16 protein-coding genes are annotated in these 17,020 nt (G+C 76.1%); 8 read left to right on the top strand and 8 right to left on the bottom strand.

The genetic code is table 11. From position 1 onward, the window contains the following. Positions 1–534: an RNA polymerase sigma factor gene (locus tag ACZ5FU_RS16465; RefSeq protein WP_451526705.1), complete on the bottom strand. Its 534-nt coding sequence runs from the start codon at positions 532–534 to the stop codon at positions 1–3. A 327-nt stretch (positions 535–861) separates the two neighbouring features. On the opposite strand from ACZ5FU_RS16465, the gene ACZ5FU_RS16460 reads away from it, so the two are divergent. Beyond that, entirely contained in the window at positions 862–1,878 is a 1,017-nt protein-coding gene (locus ACZ5FU_RS16460) for an aspartate-semialdehyde dehydrogenase (protein ID WP_451526704.1), read from the top strand. Between the two features lie 23 nt (positions 1,879–1,901). Here ACZ5FU_RS16460 and ACZ5FU_RS16455 read toward each other — a convergent pair whose 3' ends face one another. Further along, positions 1,902–2,417, bottom strand: coding sequence for a DUF1203 domain-containing protein (locus tag ACZ5FU_RS16455; protein ID WP_468643961.1), 516 nt, complete (start codon positions 2,415–2,417; stop codon positions 1,902–1,904). A 157-nt stretch (positions 2,418–2,574) separates the two neighbouring features. Here ACZ5FU_RS16455 and ACZ5FU_RS16450 point away from each other — a divergent pair, with 157 nt between their 5' ends. Beyond that, complete coding sequence (locus tag ACZ5FU_RS16450) at positions 2,575–3,828, top strand: RNA polymerase subunit sigma-70 (protein ID WP_468643963.1); 1,254 nt, start codon at positions 2,575–2,577, stop codon at positions 3,826–3,828. Positions 3,829–3,919: 91 nt separating this feature from the next. Here ACZ5FU_RS16450 and pepN read toward each other — a convergent pair whose 3' ends face one another. Together pepN and ACZ5FU_RS16440 are read right to left on the bottom strand one after the other, a co-directional pair. After that, on the bottom strand, positions 3,920–6,496 hold the full coding sequence (gene pepN, locus ACZ5FU_RS16445) for an aminopeptidase N (protein ID WP_451526701.1): 2,577 nt from the start codon (positions 6,494–6,496) through the stop codon (positions 3,920–3,922). Between the two features lie 31 nt (positions 6,497–6,527). Beyond that, positions 6,528–7,607: an EamA family transporter gene (locus ACZ5FU_RS16440; RefSeq protein ID WP_469045475.1), complete on the bottom strand. Its 1,080-nt coding sequence runs from the start codon at positions 7,605–7,607 to the stop codon at positions 6,528–6,530. 111 nt (positions 7,608–7,718) lie between these two features. Here ACZ5FU_RS16440 and ACZ5FU_RS16435 point away from each other — a divergent pair, with 111 nt between their 5' ends. Next, on the top strand, positions 7,719–8,312 hold the full coding sequence (locus ACZ5FU_RS16435) for a MarR family winged helix-turn-helix transcriptional regulator (protein ID WP_451526699.1): 594 nt from the start codon (positions 7,719–7,721) through the stop codon (positions 8,310–8,312). Between the two features lie 169 nt (positions 8,313–8,481). Here ACZ5FU_RS16435 and ACZ5FU_RS16430 read toward each other — a convergent pair whose 3' ends face one another. From ACZ5FU_RS16430 to ACZ5FU_RS16420, 3 genes are all read right to left on the bottom strand, one after another. Next, a complete protein-coding gene (locus ACZ5FU_RS16430; RefSeq protein WP_451526698.1) occupies positions 8,482–8,769 on the bottom strand; it encodes a hypothetical protein in 288 nt (95 codons plus the stop codon). Positions 8,770–8,940: 171 nt separating this feature from the next. Beyond that, positions 8,941–11,037, bottom strand: coding sequence for a 4-alpha-glucanotransferase (malQ, locus tag ACZ5FU_RS16425; protein ID WP_468836236.1), 2,097 nt, complete (start codon positions 11,035–11,037; stop codon positions 8,941–8,943). Beyond that, positions 11,038–11,250: a hypothetical protein gene (locus ACZ5FU_RS16420; RefSeq protein ID WP_451775841.1), complete on the bottom strand. Its 213-nt coding sequence runs from the start codon at positions 11,248–11,250 to the stop codon at positions 11,038–11,040. A gap of 341 nt (positions 11,251–11,591) precedes the next feature. Between ACZ5FU_RS16420 and ACZ5FU_RS16415 the strand changes: the two genes are divergently transcribed. The 5 genes from ACZ5FU_RS16415 to ACZ5FU_RS16395 all read left to right on the top strand — a co-directional run bounded on the left by ACZ5FU_RS16415 (position 11,592) and on the right by ACZ5FU_RS16395 (position 16,156). Continuing rightward, the gene (locus ACZ5FU_RS16415; protein WP_451526695.1) at positions 11,592–12,188 is read left to right on the top strand and encodes an RNA polymerase sigma factor; all 597 of its coding nucleotides are present in this window, start codon (positions 11,592–11,594) and stop codon (positions 12,186–12,188) included. Further along, on the top strand, positions 12,185–13,225 hold the full coding sequence (locus ACZ5FU_RS16410) for a zf-HC2 domain-containing protein (protein WP_468643972.1): 1,041 nt from the start codon (positions 12,185–12,187) through the stop codon (positions 13,223–13,225). The genes ACZ5FU_RS16415 and ACZ5FU_RS16410 overlap by 4 nt, the downstream gene beginning before the upstream one ends. A 221-nt stretch (positions 13,226–13,446) precedes the next feature. Next, positions 13,447–14,217, top strand: coding sequence for an ABC transporter ATP-binding protein (locus ACZ5FU_RS16405; protein ID WP_451776201.1), 771 nt, complete (start codon positions 13,447–13,449; stop codon positions 14,215–14,217). Next, complete coding sequence (locus tag ACZ5FU_RS16400) at positions 14,214–15,548, top strand: hypothetical protein (RefSeq protein ID WP_451526693.1); 1,335 nt, start codon at positions 14,214–14,216, stop codon at positions 15,546–15,548. Before ACZ5FU_RS16405 ends, ACZ5FU_RS16400 begins: the two co-directional genes overlap by 4 nt. Continuing rightward, entirely contained in the window at positions 15,545–16,156 is a 612-nt protein-coding gene (locus tag ACZ5FU_RS16395; RefSeq protein ID WP_451775849.1) for a hypothetical protein, read from the top strand. The genes ACZ5FU_RS16400 and ACZ5FU_RS16395 overlap by 4 nt, the downstream gene beginning before the upstream one ends. A 70-nt stretch (positions 16,157–16,226) precedes the next feature. On the opposite strand, the gene ACZ5FU_RS16390 is transcribed toward ACZ5FU_RS16395, so the two are convergent. After that, positions 16,227–16,763, bottom strand: a complete 537-nt coding sequence (locus tag ACZ5FU_RS16390) for an HNH endonuclease (RefSeq protein ID WP_067244152.1) — start codon at positions 16,761–16,763, stop codon at positions 16,227–16,229. Positions 16,764–17,020: the final 257 nt, after the last annotated feature.

The following is a 17,020-nucleotide window of genomic DNA, read 5'->3' as shown; positions in this document are numbered from 1 at the left end:
TCACACCACCTCGTCCTCGTGCAGGCGGGCGCGCAGGGCCCGGACCGCCGTGTGCAGCCGGCTCTTGACCGTGCCCTCCGGGACGCCCAGCTCCTCGGCTATCGAGCGCACCGGCAGGTCGGCGTAGAAACGCAGGACGACCACCTGACGCTGGGCGTCGGGCAGGTCGTCCAGGCCCTGCGCGACGGCGAGGGAGAGCACGCTGGTGTCCTCGCCGGAGGGGTCCTCGGGCGGGCGCAGGGACGCCAGCCGCTCCCCGAGGCGTTCCTGGCGGCGCTTGGCCCGGTGCCAGTCCATGGCGAGGTTGGAGGCGACGACGGCCGCCCACGCCGAGACGTCCCGCGGGGCGTCCTGCCCCTTGGCGGCCCGCTCCAGCAGGCGCAGACGGACCTGCTGCACCCCGTCCGGCAGGTCCGCCTGCGGTACCCCGCCCAGCGCGAGCACCGCCCGCACCCGGCGTTCCTGCGCCGCGTCCAGCGGGTCACCGTGCGCGGTGTCCTCCCCCGGTCCGCGGCGGGCCGTTCTGCGCAGCACGCCACCCCTCCCCTCCCCTCCCCGTGTCCCCCCTACGACGCCGCGGCGCGCGGAAACGTTCGGCGCGGCACGGGGAAATCGTCCGGAGGCGTACGTCACACCGCCGCGCGGGGCGGCACAGCTTGCGGCGGGGAGCCCGCGCGGGGCGAATTCCTCCAGCTCAGCGGGGGTGTGGACGGAAGTTCCGGAACCGTGCGGGGGTGCGGGGTGTCCCACTCCTCGAGCGTGGCGGTCAAAGGATTGGACAGGCGGGCCCATGTCGGCCGCATGATGGAAAGGCCTCGGCCAGGCACCATGCACGCAGAAGCACAGACAGAGGGAGTCGCCGTGAGGGTCGGAATCGTCGGAGCCACCGGTCAGGTCGGCACGGTCATGCGCAGGATCCTCAAGGAGCGGAACTTCCCCGTCACGGAGCTGCGCCTGTTCGCCTCGGCCCGGTCCGCGGGGACCGAGCTGGACGGCGTGACGGTCGAGGACGCGGCGACCGCCGACTACTCCGGCCTCGACATCGTGCTGTTCTCCGCCGGTGGCGCGACCTCGAAGGCGCTGGCCGAGAAGGTCGCCTCGCAGGGCGCGGTCGTGATCGACAACTCCTCGGCCTGGCGCCGCGACCCCGACGTGCCGCTGGTCGTCTCCGAGGTGAACCCGCACGCGGTCGCGAACCGGCCCAAGGGCATCATCGCCAATCCGAACTGCACCACGATGGCCGCGATGCCGGTCCTCAAGCCGCTGCACGCCGAGGCGGGCCTGGAGGCGCTGGTCGTCGCCACCTACCAGGCGGTGTCCGGTTCCGGTGTCGCGGGCGTCGCGGAGCTGCACGGCCAGGCGCAGAAGGTCGTCGCCGAGGCCGACCGGCTCGCCCACGACGGCGAGGCCGTCGACTTCCCGGCGCCGCAGGTCTACCGGCGGCCCATCGCCTTCAACGTCGTCCCGCTGGCCGGTTCGATCGTGGACGACGGCCTGAACGAGACGGACGAGGAGCAGAAGCTCCGCAACGAGTCCCGCAAGATCCTGGAGATCCCCGGGCTGAAGGTCTCCGGCACCTGCGTGCGCGTCCCGGTGTTCTCCGGCCACTCCCTCCAGGTCAACGCCCGTTTCGCGCGCCCGATCAGCGCCGAGCGCGCCACCGAGCTGCTCGCGGACGCCGAGGGCGTCGTCCTCACCGACATCCCGACCCCGCTCCAGGCGGCCGGCAAGGACCCGTCGTACGTGGGCCGCATCCGCGCGGACGAGACCGTGGACAACGGTCTCGCCCTGTTCGTCTCCAACGACAACCTGCGCAAGGGCGCGGCCCTGAACGCGGTGCAGATCGCGGAACTGGTGGCCGCGGAGCTGAAGGGCTAGCCGGTGCCCGGTGGCCCGCGCGGTCACCTCTCCCCGGGCGTCTCCCGGGTCACCTCGTAGAGGTAGCAGCCGTACTCGACGGCCCGGACGTGGACGAGCGCCACGGCCGGGTCGTCGAACGCTTCCCGCAGGGCCCGCTCGAACGCCTCCGGCGAGGGGTCCCCGACGAGCCGGCCGCCGAGGATGCGGCCGTCGGCGGAGTAGCGGCGGACCGTGCGGTGCGCGTTCGTGAAGGGCAGGGCCGCGTCGTCCCGGTCCGGGCTCGGGCACGGGTCGGCGTGGACGAAGACGGGGCCCTGTTCGTCGTACGCGCCGGGGTCGGTGCCCGTCTCGGCGGCCCGGCGGCGCAGGGGCGCGTAGGAGACGAGGGCGATCCGCTCCCCCGGTGTGCTGTGGCGCAGGCAGCAGCGCAGCGGGGCGCCGCCCTCGTCGTCGGTGAACGCGGCCGCGGGGCGCCCGGCGTCGTCGGCGGCGCGGAGTTCCGCCAGCGCGCCGGGGGCGATGGGACGGGCCGTGAAGGTCCGGGTCGTGGTCGTCATGCCGTCCAGGTTCACCCGCCGCGGAGCGTCCCACCGGCGGGTTCCGGACGTCGCGCTGCCTTCGTGGTACGGGACATCGCGCGCATCTCACCTTCCAGGGCTGCGGAGGTCGTGATCCGGCGTACGGTCGTCACGATCTCAACTTTCAGGAGGTGTCGTGGCCTCGTCCGCCGCAGAGTCCCGCCCCGGCCGCGGGGAGCCGCCGTCCTCCCGTCCCGGCGGCGCGGTGACCGTCGAGGGGCTCATCGCCGAGATCGGGCGGGGGGCGGCGGAGCTGGGGCCCGGGGAGCCGGCCGCGCTGTACGCGGGGGTGACGGAGCTGACGGCCGCCGTGGACCGGCTGCGGCGGGTGGCCGGGACGGCGCGGGCCATGGCGGCGGCCGACGACGGGGAGCGGGACGGGGACCGGGGCGAACCGGACGACGGCCGGCACGGGCTCGCCCTGCCCGCGGCCGGTTTCGCCGCGCTCGCCGAGACGCACCGCCGCGCGCTGCTGGTCCACTGCTACCGCATGACCGGCTCCCACGACGACGCCGAGGACCTCGTCCGGGAGACCTTCCTGCGGGCCCGGCGGGCCCGGGACACCTTCCCGGCCGGGGCGAGCGTACGGACCTGGCTGCACCAGATCGCCACCGACGCCTGCCTGGACCTGCTGCGCCGCACCGCGCGCCGCCCCCACGCCTACGCGCCGCCGCCCGGCGCGGGCCGCCGCGCCGGCGAGCCGCCCGCGCGGGTCACCTGGCTGCAGCCCTTCCCGGACGACGAACTGCCGGAGGCTCCCCGGGACGGGGACGGCGACGGCGACGGGGCGGGCGCGTACGGGAGCCTGGAGCTGCCCCTGGTGGTGGCGCTGCAGCACCTTCCGCCCCGGCAGCGGGCCGCGCTGGTCCTGCGGGACGTGCTCGGGCTGAGCCTCGGGGAGACCGCCGAGACGCTCGACCTGGCGCCGGTCTCGGTCGACGGCGCGCTGCAACGGGCCCGGCCGGCCCTGCGCGACCTGCTGCCGGGCGGGCGTACGCGGGAGCCGGCCGAGCGCGAGGCCGCCCTGCTCAGCAGGTACATGGCCGCCGGGGAGGCGCTCGATCCGGCGGCGTGGGACGGGCTGCTCGCCGACGACGTACTGCTGACGGCGCCGCCGGACCCGTACTGGTGCCGGGGCCGGGACGCCGTCCTGGCCTTCCTGCGGCCGGGCCCGGACCCGGCCTCCGCCGCCTTCCCGGGCCACCGGAGGTACCTGCCCGCCCGCGCCAACGGGCAGCCCGCGGCCGGGAGTTACCTCCGCCGGCCGGGTACGAACGTGTACCGCGCCCAGTCCCTCGACGTGCTGCGGGTCGAGGACGGCCGGATCGTGGAGATCACGTGCTTCGAGCCGCACCTCTTCCCGGCCTTCGGACTGCCCCCGCGGCTGTAGTCCCGCCCCCGGGACGGCGAAGGGCGCCCGGCGGACACCGGGCGCCCCTCACCACCGTACGGCCCCGTAGGGACGACGGACCGCCAGGACCCTAGCTCGCGTCCGCCGCCTGGGCCCGCAGGGCGCGCTCCACGCCCGAGCGGGCCTCGGAGACGAGACGGCGCAGGGCCGCGTTCGGCTCGGCCGAGGTCAGCCAGGCGTCGGTCTTGCGCAGGGTCTCCTCCGAGACCTGGACGGCCGGGTAGAGGCCGGTCACGATCTGCTGGGCGATCTCGTGCGAACGGGAGTCCCAGATGTCCTTGACGACGTCGAAGTACCGGTCCGTGTACGGCGCCAGCAGCTCGCGCTGGTCGGTCTGCACGAAGCCGCCGATCACGGCCTCCTGGACGGCGTTGGGCAGCTTGTCGGACTCGACGACCGAGGCCCACGCCTCCGCCTTGGCCTCCGCCGTCGGGCGGGCGGCGCGGGCGGTCGCCGCGTGCCGCTCGCCGGCCGCGGTCCTGTCGCGCTCGTACTCGCCGGCGATCTCCGCCTCGTCGAACCGGCCGACCGCCGCGAGGCGCTCCACGAACGTCCAGCGCAGCTCGGTGTCGACGGCGAGGCCCTCGATCGTCTGCGTGCCCTCCAGCAGCGCCTCCAGCAGGTCCAGCTGCTCCGGCGTGCGGGCGGTGGCCGCGAACGCGCGCGCCCACGCCAGCTGGTGGTCGCCGCCCGCCTCCGCGGTCCGCAGGTGCGCCAGCGTGGCGTCGGTCCAGCGGGTCAGCAGCGTCTCGCGGGCGGCCGGGTCGGCGTACAGGTCGAGGGCGAGCTTGACCTGACGGTGCAGGGACTGCACGACACCGATGTCGGACTCCTTGCCGATGCCGGACAGCACCAGCGACAGGTAGTCGCGGGTGGGCAGTTCGGCGTCGCGCGTCATGTCCCAGGCGGACGCCCAGCACAGGGCGCGCGGCAGGGACGCCTCGAAGTCGCCGAGGTGCTCGGTGACGAACGCCAGGGACCGCTCGTCGAGGCGGACCTTGGCGTAGGACAGGTCGTCGTCGTTGAGCAGCACGACGTCCGGCCGGCGCCGGCCGGCCAGCTGCGGTACGGCGGTCAGCTCGCCGTCCACGTCCAGCTCGACGCGCTCGACGCGCACCAGCTTGCCGCTCCCGCCTTCCGAACGGTCCAGGTCGTACAGGCCGACGGCGATGCGGTGCGGCCGCAGGATCGGCTCGCCCTTGGCTCCGGCGGGCAGGGCGGGGGCCTCCTGGCGGACGGCGAAGGAGGTGATGACGCCGTCGGCGTCGGTCTCGAGCTCGGGGCGCAGGACGTTGATGCCGGCGGTCTGCAGCCACTTCTGCGACCAGGTGCCCAGGTCGCGGCCGGAGGTCTCCTCCAGCGCGCCCAGCAGGTCGGACAGCCGGGTGTTGCCGAACGCGTGCCGCTTGAAGTAGGCCTGGACGCCCGCGAAGAACGCGTCCGTGCCGACGTAGGCCACGAGCTGCTTCAGGACGCTGGCGCCCTTGGCGTAGGTGATGCCGTCGAAGTTGACGAGGACGTCGTCCAGGTCGCGGATCTCGGCCATGATCGGGTGGGTCGACGGCAGCTGGTCCTGCCGGTACGCCCAGGTCTTCATGGAGTTGGCGAACGTCGTCCAGGAGTGCGGCCACCGGCTGTCCGGGGCGTACGCCTGGCAGGCGATGGAGGTGTAGGTGGCGAACGACTCGTTCAGCCAGAGGTCGTTCCACCACTCCATGGTGACGAGGTCGCCGAACCACATGTGGGCCAGCTCGTGCAGGATCGTCTCGGCCCGCAGCTCGTACGCGGCGTCCGTCACCTTGGAGCGGAAGACGTACTGGTCGCGGATGGTGACCGCGCCCGCGTTCTCCATCGCGCCCGCGTTGAACTCGGGCACGAAGAGCTGGTCGTACTTCTTGAACGGGTAGGCGTAGTCGAACTTCTCCTGGAACCAGTCGAAGCCCTGCCGGGTGACCTCGAAGATCGCGTCCGAGTCGAGGAACTCGGCGAGCGAGGGCCGGCAGTAGATGCCGAGGGGCACGCTCCGGCCGTCCTTCTCGTACACGCTGTGCACGGAGTGGTACGGGCCGACGATCAGCGCGGTGACGTACGTGGAGATCCGCGGGGTCGGCTCGAACGCCCAGAGGTCGTCCTTGGGCTCGGGCGTGGGCGAGTTGGAGATGACGGTCCAGCCGCTCGGCGCCTTCACCGTGAACCGGAAGGTCGCCTTGAGGTCGGGCTGCTCGAACGAGGCGAAGACGCGGCGGGCGTCCGGCACCTCGAACTGCGTGTAGAGGTAGGCCTGCTCGTCGACCGGGTCGACGAACCGGTGCAGTCCCTCACCGGTGTTGGTGTAGGCGCAGTCGGCGACGACGCGCAGGACGTTGCGGCCGGGCAGCAGGCCGGGCAGGGCGATCCTGGAGTCGGCGAACACCTCGGCCGGGTCGAGCCCGTCCCCGTTGAGCGTCACCTCGTGGACGGCCGGTGCCACCAGGTCGATGAAGGACGCGGCGCCCTCCTCCGCGACGTCGAAGCGCACCGTGGTCACGGACCGGTAGGTCCCGCCCTCCTGCGCGCCGGACAGGTCGAGATCGATCTCGTACGAGTCAACGGTGAGCAGCTTCGCCCGCTGCTGCGCCTCTTCGCGAGTCAGGTTTGTGCCAGGCACGCGGTCATCTCCTCGTGATGTGTCGGTTGCGTCATCCTTCCACGGCGGCACCGCCTCGGGCGACGACCTTCCCCGGTGCCCGCGAGGCGCTTTCCGCGCGGGCCGCGCCGACGGCGGTGGCGGTGGTAGCGGCGGCGGCGGTGGTAGCGGCGGTGGCCGTGTCCGTGTCCGTGCCGGCGGGGACGGTGGTGGCGGTCGCGGAGGCGCTCACCGCGGTCACGGCGGTCACGGCGGTCACGGCGGTCACGGCGGTCGCGGTACGGCGCGGGCCGAGCTGTCCGGCCACCGTCGCGCCGAACGCCAGTGCCATGCCGGCCAGTTGCACCGGGGTCAGCGCCTCGCCGAGGAACGCCCAGCCGACCACGGCCGCCGTCAGCGGGGAGAGCGGCGCGAGGAAGGTGACCTGGGTGGCGGCGAGCCGGCCGATCCCGCGGAACCACAGCCAGTACGCGACCGCCGTGCCCGCCAGCGACAGGTAGAGGTAGCCGCCGACGGCCGGGGCGTCCAGGGCGGGCGGGGCGCCCTCCACCAGGAGGGCGAGGGGCGCGATCAGCAGGCCGCCGATGGTCAGCTGCCAGCCGGCGAGCGCCAACGGGCCCGCCCCCTCGGGGCTGCCCCACCTCTTGGCCAGGACGAGACCGGCCGCCATCGAGGCGGTGGAGGCGACCGCCGCCGACAGCCCGACCGCGTCCGGCCCACCGGTCGCCCTCAGCACGACCAGGCTGACCCCGAACACGGCGACGACCCCGGTCAGCAGGGTGCGGGCGGCGGGCCGGCGCCCGAGCAGCAGCGCCGAGAACCCGATGACGAACAGCGGTCCGGCCGAGCCGACGACGGCCGCCATGCCGCCCGGCATCCGGTACGCGGCGAGGAACAGGAGCGGGAAGAACGCGCCGATGTTGAGGATGCCGAGCACCGTCGCCCTGCCCCACCAGACGCCGCGGGGCAGCACCCGGACGAGGGCGAGCAGCAGCAGCCCCGCGGGCAGGGCGCGCACGAGGGAGGTGAACAGCGGGCGGTCGGCCGGCAGGAACTCGGTGGTGACGGCGTAGGTGGTGCCCCAGGAGACGGGGGCGAGGGCGGTGAGCAGGACGGTCGCGGCCCGGTTCATGACCGGCACCCCTCTCGGAGAAACGGCTTGGCGGTAATTAGCTTAGCCCTAAGCAACTTGCCGTCAAGCTACTTTCTTGCGGCCGACCGGACCCGGGCGGATACTCCCCGTATGAGCGCACAGCCCAAGGACCCGGCCCGGCCCACGGACCCGGCCCGGCCCACGGACCCGGCACCGCCCACGGAGCCGGCCCGGCGCGAGCGTCCTGCGCGGCGCGGGGATCCGGTCGACGCGATCGTCGAGCAGTGGGCGGCCGAACGGCCCGACCTCGACACCACCGCCATGGAGGTCTTCGGCCGCGTCTCCCGGCTCGCCCGCGCGATGGGCGACCGGATGGAGAAGGCCTACGCGGGCCTCGGGATCTCACGCGGCGAGTTCGACGTGCTGGCCACCCTGCGCCGCTCCGGAGAGCCGTACGCCCTCTCGCCCCGCCAGCTGTCGGCGACGCTGATGCTCACCACCGGCGGCATGACCGGCCGCCTCGACAAACTGGAACGGGCCGGCCTCCTGCGGCGCTCCCCCGATCCGCACGACCGCCGGGGACTGCGGGTGACCCTCACCGACCAGGGCCTGGCCGTGGTGGAGGAGGCGGTGGGCGCGGGGCTCGCCGTCCAGACGGAGGCCCTGACCGCGGCCCTGGACGCCGGACGGGCCGGCCTGCTGGCCGACCTGCTGAGGGAACTGCTGCTCGCGACGGAACGGTAGGCGCGGGACGGCGGGCACCGGCCGCCGGTGTCGCGGCCGGCGGTGTCGCGGCCGGCGCCCGCGCCCGCGGCGGCCGTACGACGCGCGAGGGCGCCGTCTCCGGCGTCGTACGGCGGTGTGCGCGTACGGACGGCGGGGACGGCGCCCTCGAGAGGTGTACCGGGAAGGGTCAGCCGGCCTTGGCAGCCTTGGCGTCGCCCTTCACGGTGATGTTGGAGCTGGTGGTGTCGCCGCGGTCCTTGGACCGGTCCAGCACCCACACCAGGCCGGTGATGATCGCGAACAGGGCGAGCGGAGCCAGCACGTAGAGGCCGAGCGTCTCGATGACGCTGAGGCCCTGACCGGGGTCGTCGCCGTCGTCGCGGGTCAGCGCGAGCGCGGGGGACGACATGAGCAGCATCATCAGCGTCGTACCGGCAGCCAGGGCGCCGGCGCGCAGGGCGTTCTTCTTGTCCACGGTGCCAAGTTAGCGAACGGGGTCGGGGCGCGCGCGTCCGGGGTGCCGTATGAGGCGGCGCGCGCCCCGCGCGTCCCGGCCGCCCCGCCCCGCGCGTCCCGGCCGCCCCGCCCCGCGCGTCCCGGCCGCCCCGCCCCGCGCGTCCCGGCCGCCCCGCGCCGCGCGGGGCCCTCACCCGTCGGGCTCCTCCCGCAGCACCTCCATCAGCGCGTGCAGGCGCGGGGACGCCGACAGCTCCTCCAGCGTGACCGGCCGGCCGTCGGCGTCCGCGATCGGCAGCCGCCAGTTCGGGTACTGGTCCCAGGTGCCGGGGAGGTTCTGCGGGCGGCGGTCGCCGACGGCGTCCGGGAGCCAGACGCCGATCATGCGGGCGGGGGTGCGCAGCAGGAACCGGTGGACGGCCTGGATCTCGGCCTCCTCCGAGGAGGTGTCGCCGCCCCCGCCGGTGCCCTGGAGCAGGTCGAGCCGGGACAGCAGGTCGAGCCACTCGCCGGTGTCGGCGGCGGCCTCCGCGCGTTCCTCCTCCAGCGGGCGGGTCGACAGGTCGAGCCGGTGGCGGAGTTCGACGTGCTCGCCGGTGAGGCGGGCGGCGGTGGAGGGCAGGTCGTGGGTGGTGGCGGTGGCCAGGCAGTCGGCGCGCCACCGGTCGGGGGGCAGCGGGCGGCCGTCGCCCTCCCAGTCACGTTCGAACCACAGGACGGAGGTGCCGAGCACCCCGCGTTCGCGCAGGGACTCGCGCACGCCGGGCTCCACGGTGCCGAGGTCCTCGCCGATCACCACCGCGCCGGCCCGGGAGGCCTCCAGGACCAGCACGGCGAGCATGGCCTCGGCGTCGTAGCGGACGTAGGTGCCCTCGGTGGGCGGCTCGCCCTGGGGGACCCACCACAGCCGGAACAGCCCCATCACGTGGTCGACGCGCAGGGCGCCGGCGTAGCGGAAGAGGGCGCGCAGGAGGCGGCGGTAGGGGGCGTAGCCGGACTCGGCGAGGCGGTCGGGGCGCCAGGGGGGCAGGCCCCAGTCCTGGCCGCGGGCGTTGAAGGCGTCCGGGGGCGCGCCGACCGACATGCCGGCCGCGAGGTGGTCCTGCTGGGCCCAGGCGTCGGCGCCGCCGGGGTGCACGCCGACCGCGAGGTCGTGCACGATCCCGAGGGGCATGCCGGCCTCGCGCGCGGTGCGCTGGGCGGCGGTGAGCTGGGCGTCGGTGAGCCAGGCGAGACGGGAGTGGAGGTCGACGCGCTCCATCAGCTCCCGCCGGGCCCGGGCGGTCTCGGCGGAGCGCGGGTCGCGCAGCCCGCGCGGCCACCGGTGCCAGTCGGAGCCGTGCACCTCGGCCAGCGCGCACCAGGTGGCGTGGTCCTCCAGGGCCTGCCCCTCGCGGGCGAGGAAGTCGCAGTAGGCGGCGCGCCGGCCCGGCCCGAGCGGCACGGCGGCGATCTGCTCCAGCGCCTCCCGCTTCAGCTCCCACACGGCGTCCCGGTCGATCAGCGCCCCCTTGTCGAGGACGCTCTCCCGCAGCCGCGCGGCCCGCTCCCGCAGCTCCCTGAGCCGCTCGGGGCCGGCGGCGTACGCGAACTCGGGGACGCCCTCGACCCGCAGGTGCACCGGATCGGGGAAGCGGCGCGAGGAGGGCCGGTACGGGGAGGGATCGGTGGGGGCGCCGGGGACAGCCGCGTGCAACGGGTTGACCTGCACGAATCCGGCGCCGAGCGTCCGCCCGGCCCAGTCGGCCAGCTCGGCGAGGTCCCCGAGGTCGCCCATGCCCCAGGAGCGGTCGGACAGCAGGGAGTAGAGCTGGACGAGGAGACCGTGGGAGCGGCCGGCGGGCGCGGGCAGCCGGGGCGGGGCCACGACCAGGTGGGCGCGGGCGCCGCGGCCGTCGGGCGCGGTCGCGGTCATCGTGTGGACGCCCGGCGGGAGCGGGCCGAAGGAGGTGCGGGTCTCGCCCTGCTCGGTCTCGATCAGCAGGCGGGTGCCTTCGGGAAGGACGGCGAGGGCGTCCGGCTCGGGACCGTCGCTCCAGTGGACCACGGTGGGCGGCAGCAGCCGCTCGTCCCGTTCGCGTTCCCGGTCGGCCAGCGCGGCGCGGGCCGCCTCCGGGGTGCCCGCGTCCACGCCGAGGGCGGCCAGGGCGCGGGTGACGGCGGCGGCGGAGGCGGTGACCGTGCGGTCCGGGGAGGGGTGGTAGGAGGTCGCCACCCCGTACAGGGCGGCGAGACGGGTGAGGTCCTCGTCGGGGGGAGCGGGTGCGGCCGGCCGGGGCGCGGTCATCTACGGCCTCGTGACGTCGGGGTCCGCGGCGGCGAGCGGCGGCTCGCTGGTGAGGGGCTCGGCGTCGGGCAGCGGGGGTTCGCTGGTCAGCGGGGCCTCGGTCCGGGCGCTCTCCGCGCCGCACGCGTACAGGTCGGGTTCCTCGGTACGGGCGGACGGCACCGCCGGATGACGGGAGCGGTCCGGGAGCAGTCGGTGTGCCGGTGCGACCATGTGGCCTCCTTGTTCGGGACGGCGCCGCCGTACGGGTGTGCGGCGTCGTCGTACGGCGCTCGACCGCGTCGGACGGTGCGGGGCGGTGCCGGGCGGTGCCCGACGGTGCCGGGCGGTGCCCGACGGTGTCCGGCGGTGTTCGCGGGTTACCGCAAAAGCCCTACCCAGCGGGCGCGGTGACAGACGTCCCCGTACCGGACGACACGCATCTCGCCACATTCCCCACCCTGACATTCTCCTCGAAGCGGAGCGATCGCGGCATACCGTGCGCCGTCCGGGTCCCGGCGTGAACCGTCGGCGCCGGACCGGCCGACAGACAGGACGTGAGACTGTTCCGCCCCATGAGGGGCCACGGTGAGGGCGATACGGACGCGGCGCTGCTGCGGTCCGTCGCCGACGGGGACGCCCACGCCCTGGCCACCCTGTACGACCGGCACGCCGGCTGGCTGCACGCGCGGCTCACCCGGCGCTGCGCCGATCCCGAGGTGGTGAGGGAGGTGGTGCAGGACACGTTCGTGACCGTGTGGCGGTCGGCGGCCGGACACGGCGGCGGGGAGGCCGGCGGCTGGCTGTGGACCATCGCCGCCCGGCGGCTGGTCGACGCGCGGCGGGCGCAGGAGCGCTCCGCGCGGATCGAGACGGCGCCGATGGACACCGAGCGGGTGGAGCGGGCACCGGCGGCGGCCCTGCCGTCCGCGGAGGATCGGGTCCTGGCGGGGCTGGAGTTCGGCGACGTCGGCACCGCCCTCGAACGGATCCCGCCCGAACTGCGGGAGGTGCTGCGCGCGACCGTCGTCGACGGGCTCACCACCCGCGAGGCCGCCCGGCTGCTCGGCATCCCCGAAGGCACCGTCAAGACCCGCGCCATGCGCGCCCGTGCCGAACTGCGCGCGGCGCTGGCCCGCTTGCACCCGACTCCGGCGGGAGGCCCGGTATGAACCCCACCCGACGGCACACGACCGACGCCCTGGCCGCCCGCTACGCCGACGGCTCCCTCCCGGAGTCCGACGCCTGGTCCCTGGAGAAACACCTGGAGCACTGCGCGGCCTGCGCGGCCCGCGTGTCCCGCGCGGTACGGGAGGGCGCCGCGGGCGCCGTCCTGGGGCAGGTGCGGAGGGCTGTGCTCCGAGAGGTCTCGAGCCCCGCGCGGACGGGGCCCGCCGAGGTCCCCGCGCGCGCGCCGCGCCCCGCCGGCACCCGGCCGGAGCCCGCCGCTCCCGTGCGGCCCGCCCACGCCGGCCCCTTCCCCCGCGCCCGCCTGTGGTCGTCGCGCACCGCCGGCCGCTCCGCCGGGCACTCCGCCGGCGGCTCCCCCCGCCGGACGGCGGGCGCCGGACCCGCGCCGGACCGCGTCCCCCGCCTGGCCCGCGTCCTGTGGGCGGCGGGCCCGGCCGTGCGGGGGGCCTGGTCCGTCGCCGTGGTGGTCGTGGCGCTGGGGGCGGTGGCGTTGGCGTACGGGGCCGGGGTGGACGGGGCGCGGCCGTTGCTGCTGGCCCTCGCGCCGGTCGTGCCGGTCCTCGGGGTGGCCCTGTCGTACGGGCCGCACGCCGACCCGGTGCACGAGATCGCCGCGGCCTCGCCCGCCGGCGGGCTGCGGCTGCTGCTGACCCGGACGGCCGCCGTGCTGCTGGTCAGCGTGCCACTGCTGACGCTGGCCGGGCTGCTGCTGCCCGGCTCGGGCGCGCCGGGCGCGGCGGCCTGGCTGCTGCCGGGGCTCGCGCTGACGCTGGCCTCGCTGGCCCTGGCCGGGTACGTCGGTTCCCGGCCCGGCGCGGCGGTGACCGGCGGGGGCTGGCTGTGCGCGGTGCTCGCACCGGCGCTGGCCGCACCGTCCGGCGCGCCGCTGGCCCGGCTGGCCGAACAGCTCACCGTCGTCCTCGGCGGCGCCCTCGCCCAGGGCGCGTGGGCGGCCGCGGCGGTGCTCTCCGCCGCCGCGCTGGCCGCCCGCCGCTCCGTCTACGACCGGACGCCCTGACCCGCGTCCGCACACCGGCCGGCCCGCCCGGCCCACGCCCGCACACCGGCCGGCCACCCGGGCCCAGGTCCGCACACCGGCCGCACCGGCCCACGCACGTCCGCACACCGACCGGCCGCACCGGCCCACGCAGGCCCATGCCCCGGCCTCCCGCCCTCCCACCGACCGGCACCTCCCTGCCCGTCCGTCCGTCCGATGGAGATCCTTTGAGCACGATACGAGTGACCGGACTGCGCGTCCGGCACCGCCGGACCGTCGCCCTCGACGGGGTGGACCTCACCCTGGGCCGGGGGGTGCACGGCCTGCTCGGGCCGAACGGCGCCGGGAAGACCTCGCTGATCCGGGTGCTGGCCACGGTCGCGCCGCCCGCCGGGGGGCGGGTGGAGATCCTCGGCGAGGACGTCGGCGAGGCCGGGCGGCGCGGCACGGTCCGCCGCCGGCTGGGCTACCTGCCGCAGGAGTTCGGGTACTACCCGGGCTTCACGGTCCGCGAGTTCGTCGCGTACGTGGCCTGGCTGAAGGAGCTGCCCGTCGCCGACGTGCCGGCCGCCGTCGAGAGGGCCGTCGAACGGGTCGGTCTCGGCGACCGGGCCGACGCCAGGATGCGGACGCTGTCCGGTGGCATGGTCCGCCGGGCCGGCATCGCGCAGGCCCTCGTCAACGACCCCGACGTGCTGCTCCTGGACGAGCCCACGGCGGGCCTGGACCCCGAGCAGCGGATGGAGTTCCGGGCGCTGCTGCGCGCACTGGGCGCCTCCGCCACGGTGATCGTCTCGACGCACCTGGTGGAGGACGTGGCCGCCGCCTGCACCGAGGTCACCCTGCTCGACGCGGGCCGGGTCGCCTACCGCGGCACCCCCGGGGCGCTGAGCGCGCTGGGCGGGGACGGCACCGGCGGCGGAACCGGCGACAACCCGATCGAGCGCGGCTACACGGCGGCACTGCGGGCCCACCGCGCCCGCCCCGTCCCCCGGGAAGGGGCGGCGCGATGAGCCGCACGGTCACGGCACCGGGGCGCGCGCCGGTCCGCGTGCACCCGTTGCGCGCCGAGGCGCTGCGCGGGTTCGCCCCCTGGGCGGGACTGGCGGTCCTCGTGACGGTCGCCGGGCTGCTGGCCGCGGGGGCGGACCGCTGGCAGGGCGGCTGGGCCGAGACCCGCGCCGAACTGCACGGCCTCCTGCTGGTCGTCCTGCCGCTGGCCGCGGCGGCGGGCTGTCTGCAGGGCGGGCGGGAGCGCCGGCGCCGTACGGAGGAGCTCTGGGGGACGGCCGCGCGCGGACCGCTGGCGCGGTTCCTCGTGTCGGCGCTGCCGGTGGCCGGCTGGACGACGGCCGGGTACGTGACCGCGGCGGCCGGGGCACTGCTGGCGACCTGGCCGTACTCCCGGGGGGACGGGCCGGGTCCCTGGTCGCTGCCGGCGGACGCGGTGGCGGTGGCGGCCGCCGCGGTGGCCGGTCAGGTGGTGGGGCGGCTGGTCCCCCGGCGGCCGACGGCGCCGCTGCTGGCGGTGGGCGGTTGTGCCGCGCTGGGCCTGGCGTCGCGGGCGGACGCCGGCGCCGGCCGCTTCCTGAACCCGGCGCTCCCCGCCCCGGAGGGCCTGGTCCCGGTGGTGTGGCAGCCCGTGGCGGCGGCGGTGTGGACGGCCGGCCTCGCGGCGGCCGCCGTCCTGGCGTACGCGGCGCGGCGCCGGTCCACGGCCCTGCTGCCGCTCGCGGCGGCGACGGCGGCGGGCGCGCTGCTGGTGCAGGGCGGTGCCGGACTGTGGCACACCGATCCGGTCGGCGACCGCCAGGTCTGTGGCACCTCGACCACCCCGCAGATCTGTGTGAACGCCCGCTACGGCGAGCTGTTGCCGCAGGTCGAAGCCGCTCTCTCGGGCGTCACCGGCCGGCTGGAGGGCGTACGCGACCTGCCGGTCCGCTTCGAGGACCGGCCGGGGGCGCCCCGCCCCGGGGAGGTGGAGCTGCCCCTGCTGACGCCGATGGGCCACTCCTTCGTGCGGGGCGCGCTGACCGATCCGGAGCAGTACGCGTGGGAGGCCGTGGTGGCGCTCCAGGGCCGCGGCGACTGCGCGGGGCCCGCGGACCCGCGGGTGAGCCGCGCGGACGACGCCGTGGAGAACCTCCTCGCGCCGAAGCCGTCGCAGGAGCACTTCGACGCGCTGGACGCCCACGGCGACGAGGCCGCCCGTACCGGGCTGCGCGAGCGGCGGGCCGCCCGGGCGCGCCTCGCGTCGATGGCCGCGGACGAGCGCCGCGCCTGGCTGACGCGGTACTTCGCCACGGCGGGCGACTGCGATCCGGACGGGGTGCCCGCGCTGTGACCGGAGCCCTGCTGTACGCCCGTTCCCGTGGTCTGCCCCGGGCGCCGGCCGTGGTGGCCGTGGTGGTCGCGGTGGTCGTTCTCGCCGGGTGGGTGGCGTCGCGGACGGGCGCCGCCGCCGATCCGGCGCGGATGAGGGCCCTGGCCGCCGTGGTCCCGGCGCTGGCCGCCGCGGTGATCGGCGTGAGCCTGTCGACCCCCTTCGACGAGCTGGACCGGACGGCGGCACGCCCCTGGTGGCCCCGCCGGCTGGCCCACCTGCTCGGCCCGACCGCCTGCGCGGCCGCGCTGCCGGCGCTCACCGCGCTCGGCGCCGGCCCGGCCTTCGGTCCCGCTCCCCTGGTCCGCGGCCTGCTGGGCTGCACCGGCATCGCGGCCGCCGCGGCGGTGGTGCTGGGCGCCCGCCTGAGCTGGCTGCCGGTCCTCGGCTACGTCGGCGCGGTGATCCCGGCGTCGGCCGGCGTGACCGGGCGGGCGGTCACGGTGTGGGCCTGGCCGGTGCAGCCGGGCGGTCGGCCGTGGTCGTGGGCCGCGGCCGGCGCGGTGTTCGTGCTGGGCACGGCCCTGTTCGCGGCGCGCGGGGCCCGCCGGGAGGCCGCGCCCCGCTGACCGGCGCGGGCCCGTCCCGCGGGGCCCCGTGGCGTGTCGGCGCCACGGGGCACGCGAAGGCCCGGACCGGTCAGGCGGAGATGCCGTCGATCCGGGCCAGGGCGTCGTCCGCGCCGTACGGCTGCAGGTACGGCAGCCAGCGCGGGTCCCGATGGCCGGTCCCGATGATGCGCCAGGCCAGCCCGGTGGGCGGGGCGGGTTTGTGCCGCAGCCGCCAGCCGATCTCGACGAGGTGGCGGTCGGCCTTGACGTGGTTGCAGCGCCGGCAGGACGCCACGACGTTGTCCCAGACGTGCTTGCCCCCGCGGCTGCGCGGGATGACGTGGTCGACGCTGGTTGCGACGCCACCGCAGTACATGCACCGGCCCCCGTCGCGGGCGAAGAGCGCCCGGCGGGTGAGGGGAACGGGCCCCCGGTAGGGAACCCGGACGAATCGCTTGAGCCGGACCACGCTGGGTGCGGGGACTGTGACGGTCGCGCTGTGCAGGAAGGCGCCGGATTCCTCGAGGGAGACGGCCTTGTTCTCCAGGACGAGGACGAGCGCGCGGCGGAGCGGTACGACGCCGAGGGGCTCGTACGACGCGTTCAGGACCAGGACATGCGGCACGGATGCCTCCTTGGGCGTCGGCGGCGCGTGGCTCGCGCCGGGACGATCTGAGGTCAGTCTCCCCTCTTGCCTGGTGGGCGCGCCACCATGTCCCGGTAACGGGCCGGGAGTGTTTTCGACCACACCCGCACACATCCCCCGCGCCCCGACCTGTTCAAGCGCGGGTGGACACGGGCTCTCCTCCGGACATCCCGCCGGGGCACACACCGTGCCCCGTTAGTGTGGTGTTCCTGCCCCGCCGGTGACCTTTTCGTGAC

The organism is Streptomyces sp. NPDC031554, assembly GCF_055580685.1.
The sequence above is the reverse complement of the archived record's forward strand: the minus strand, read 5'-3'. Positions and strand labels throughout refer to the sequence as shown.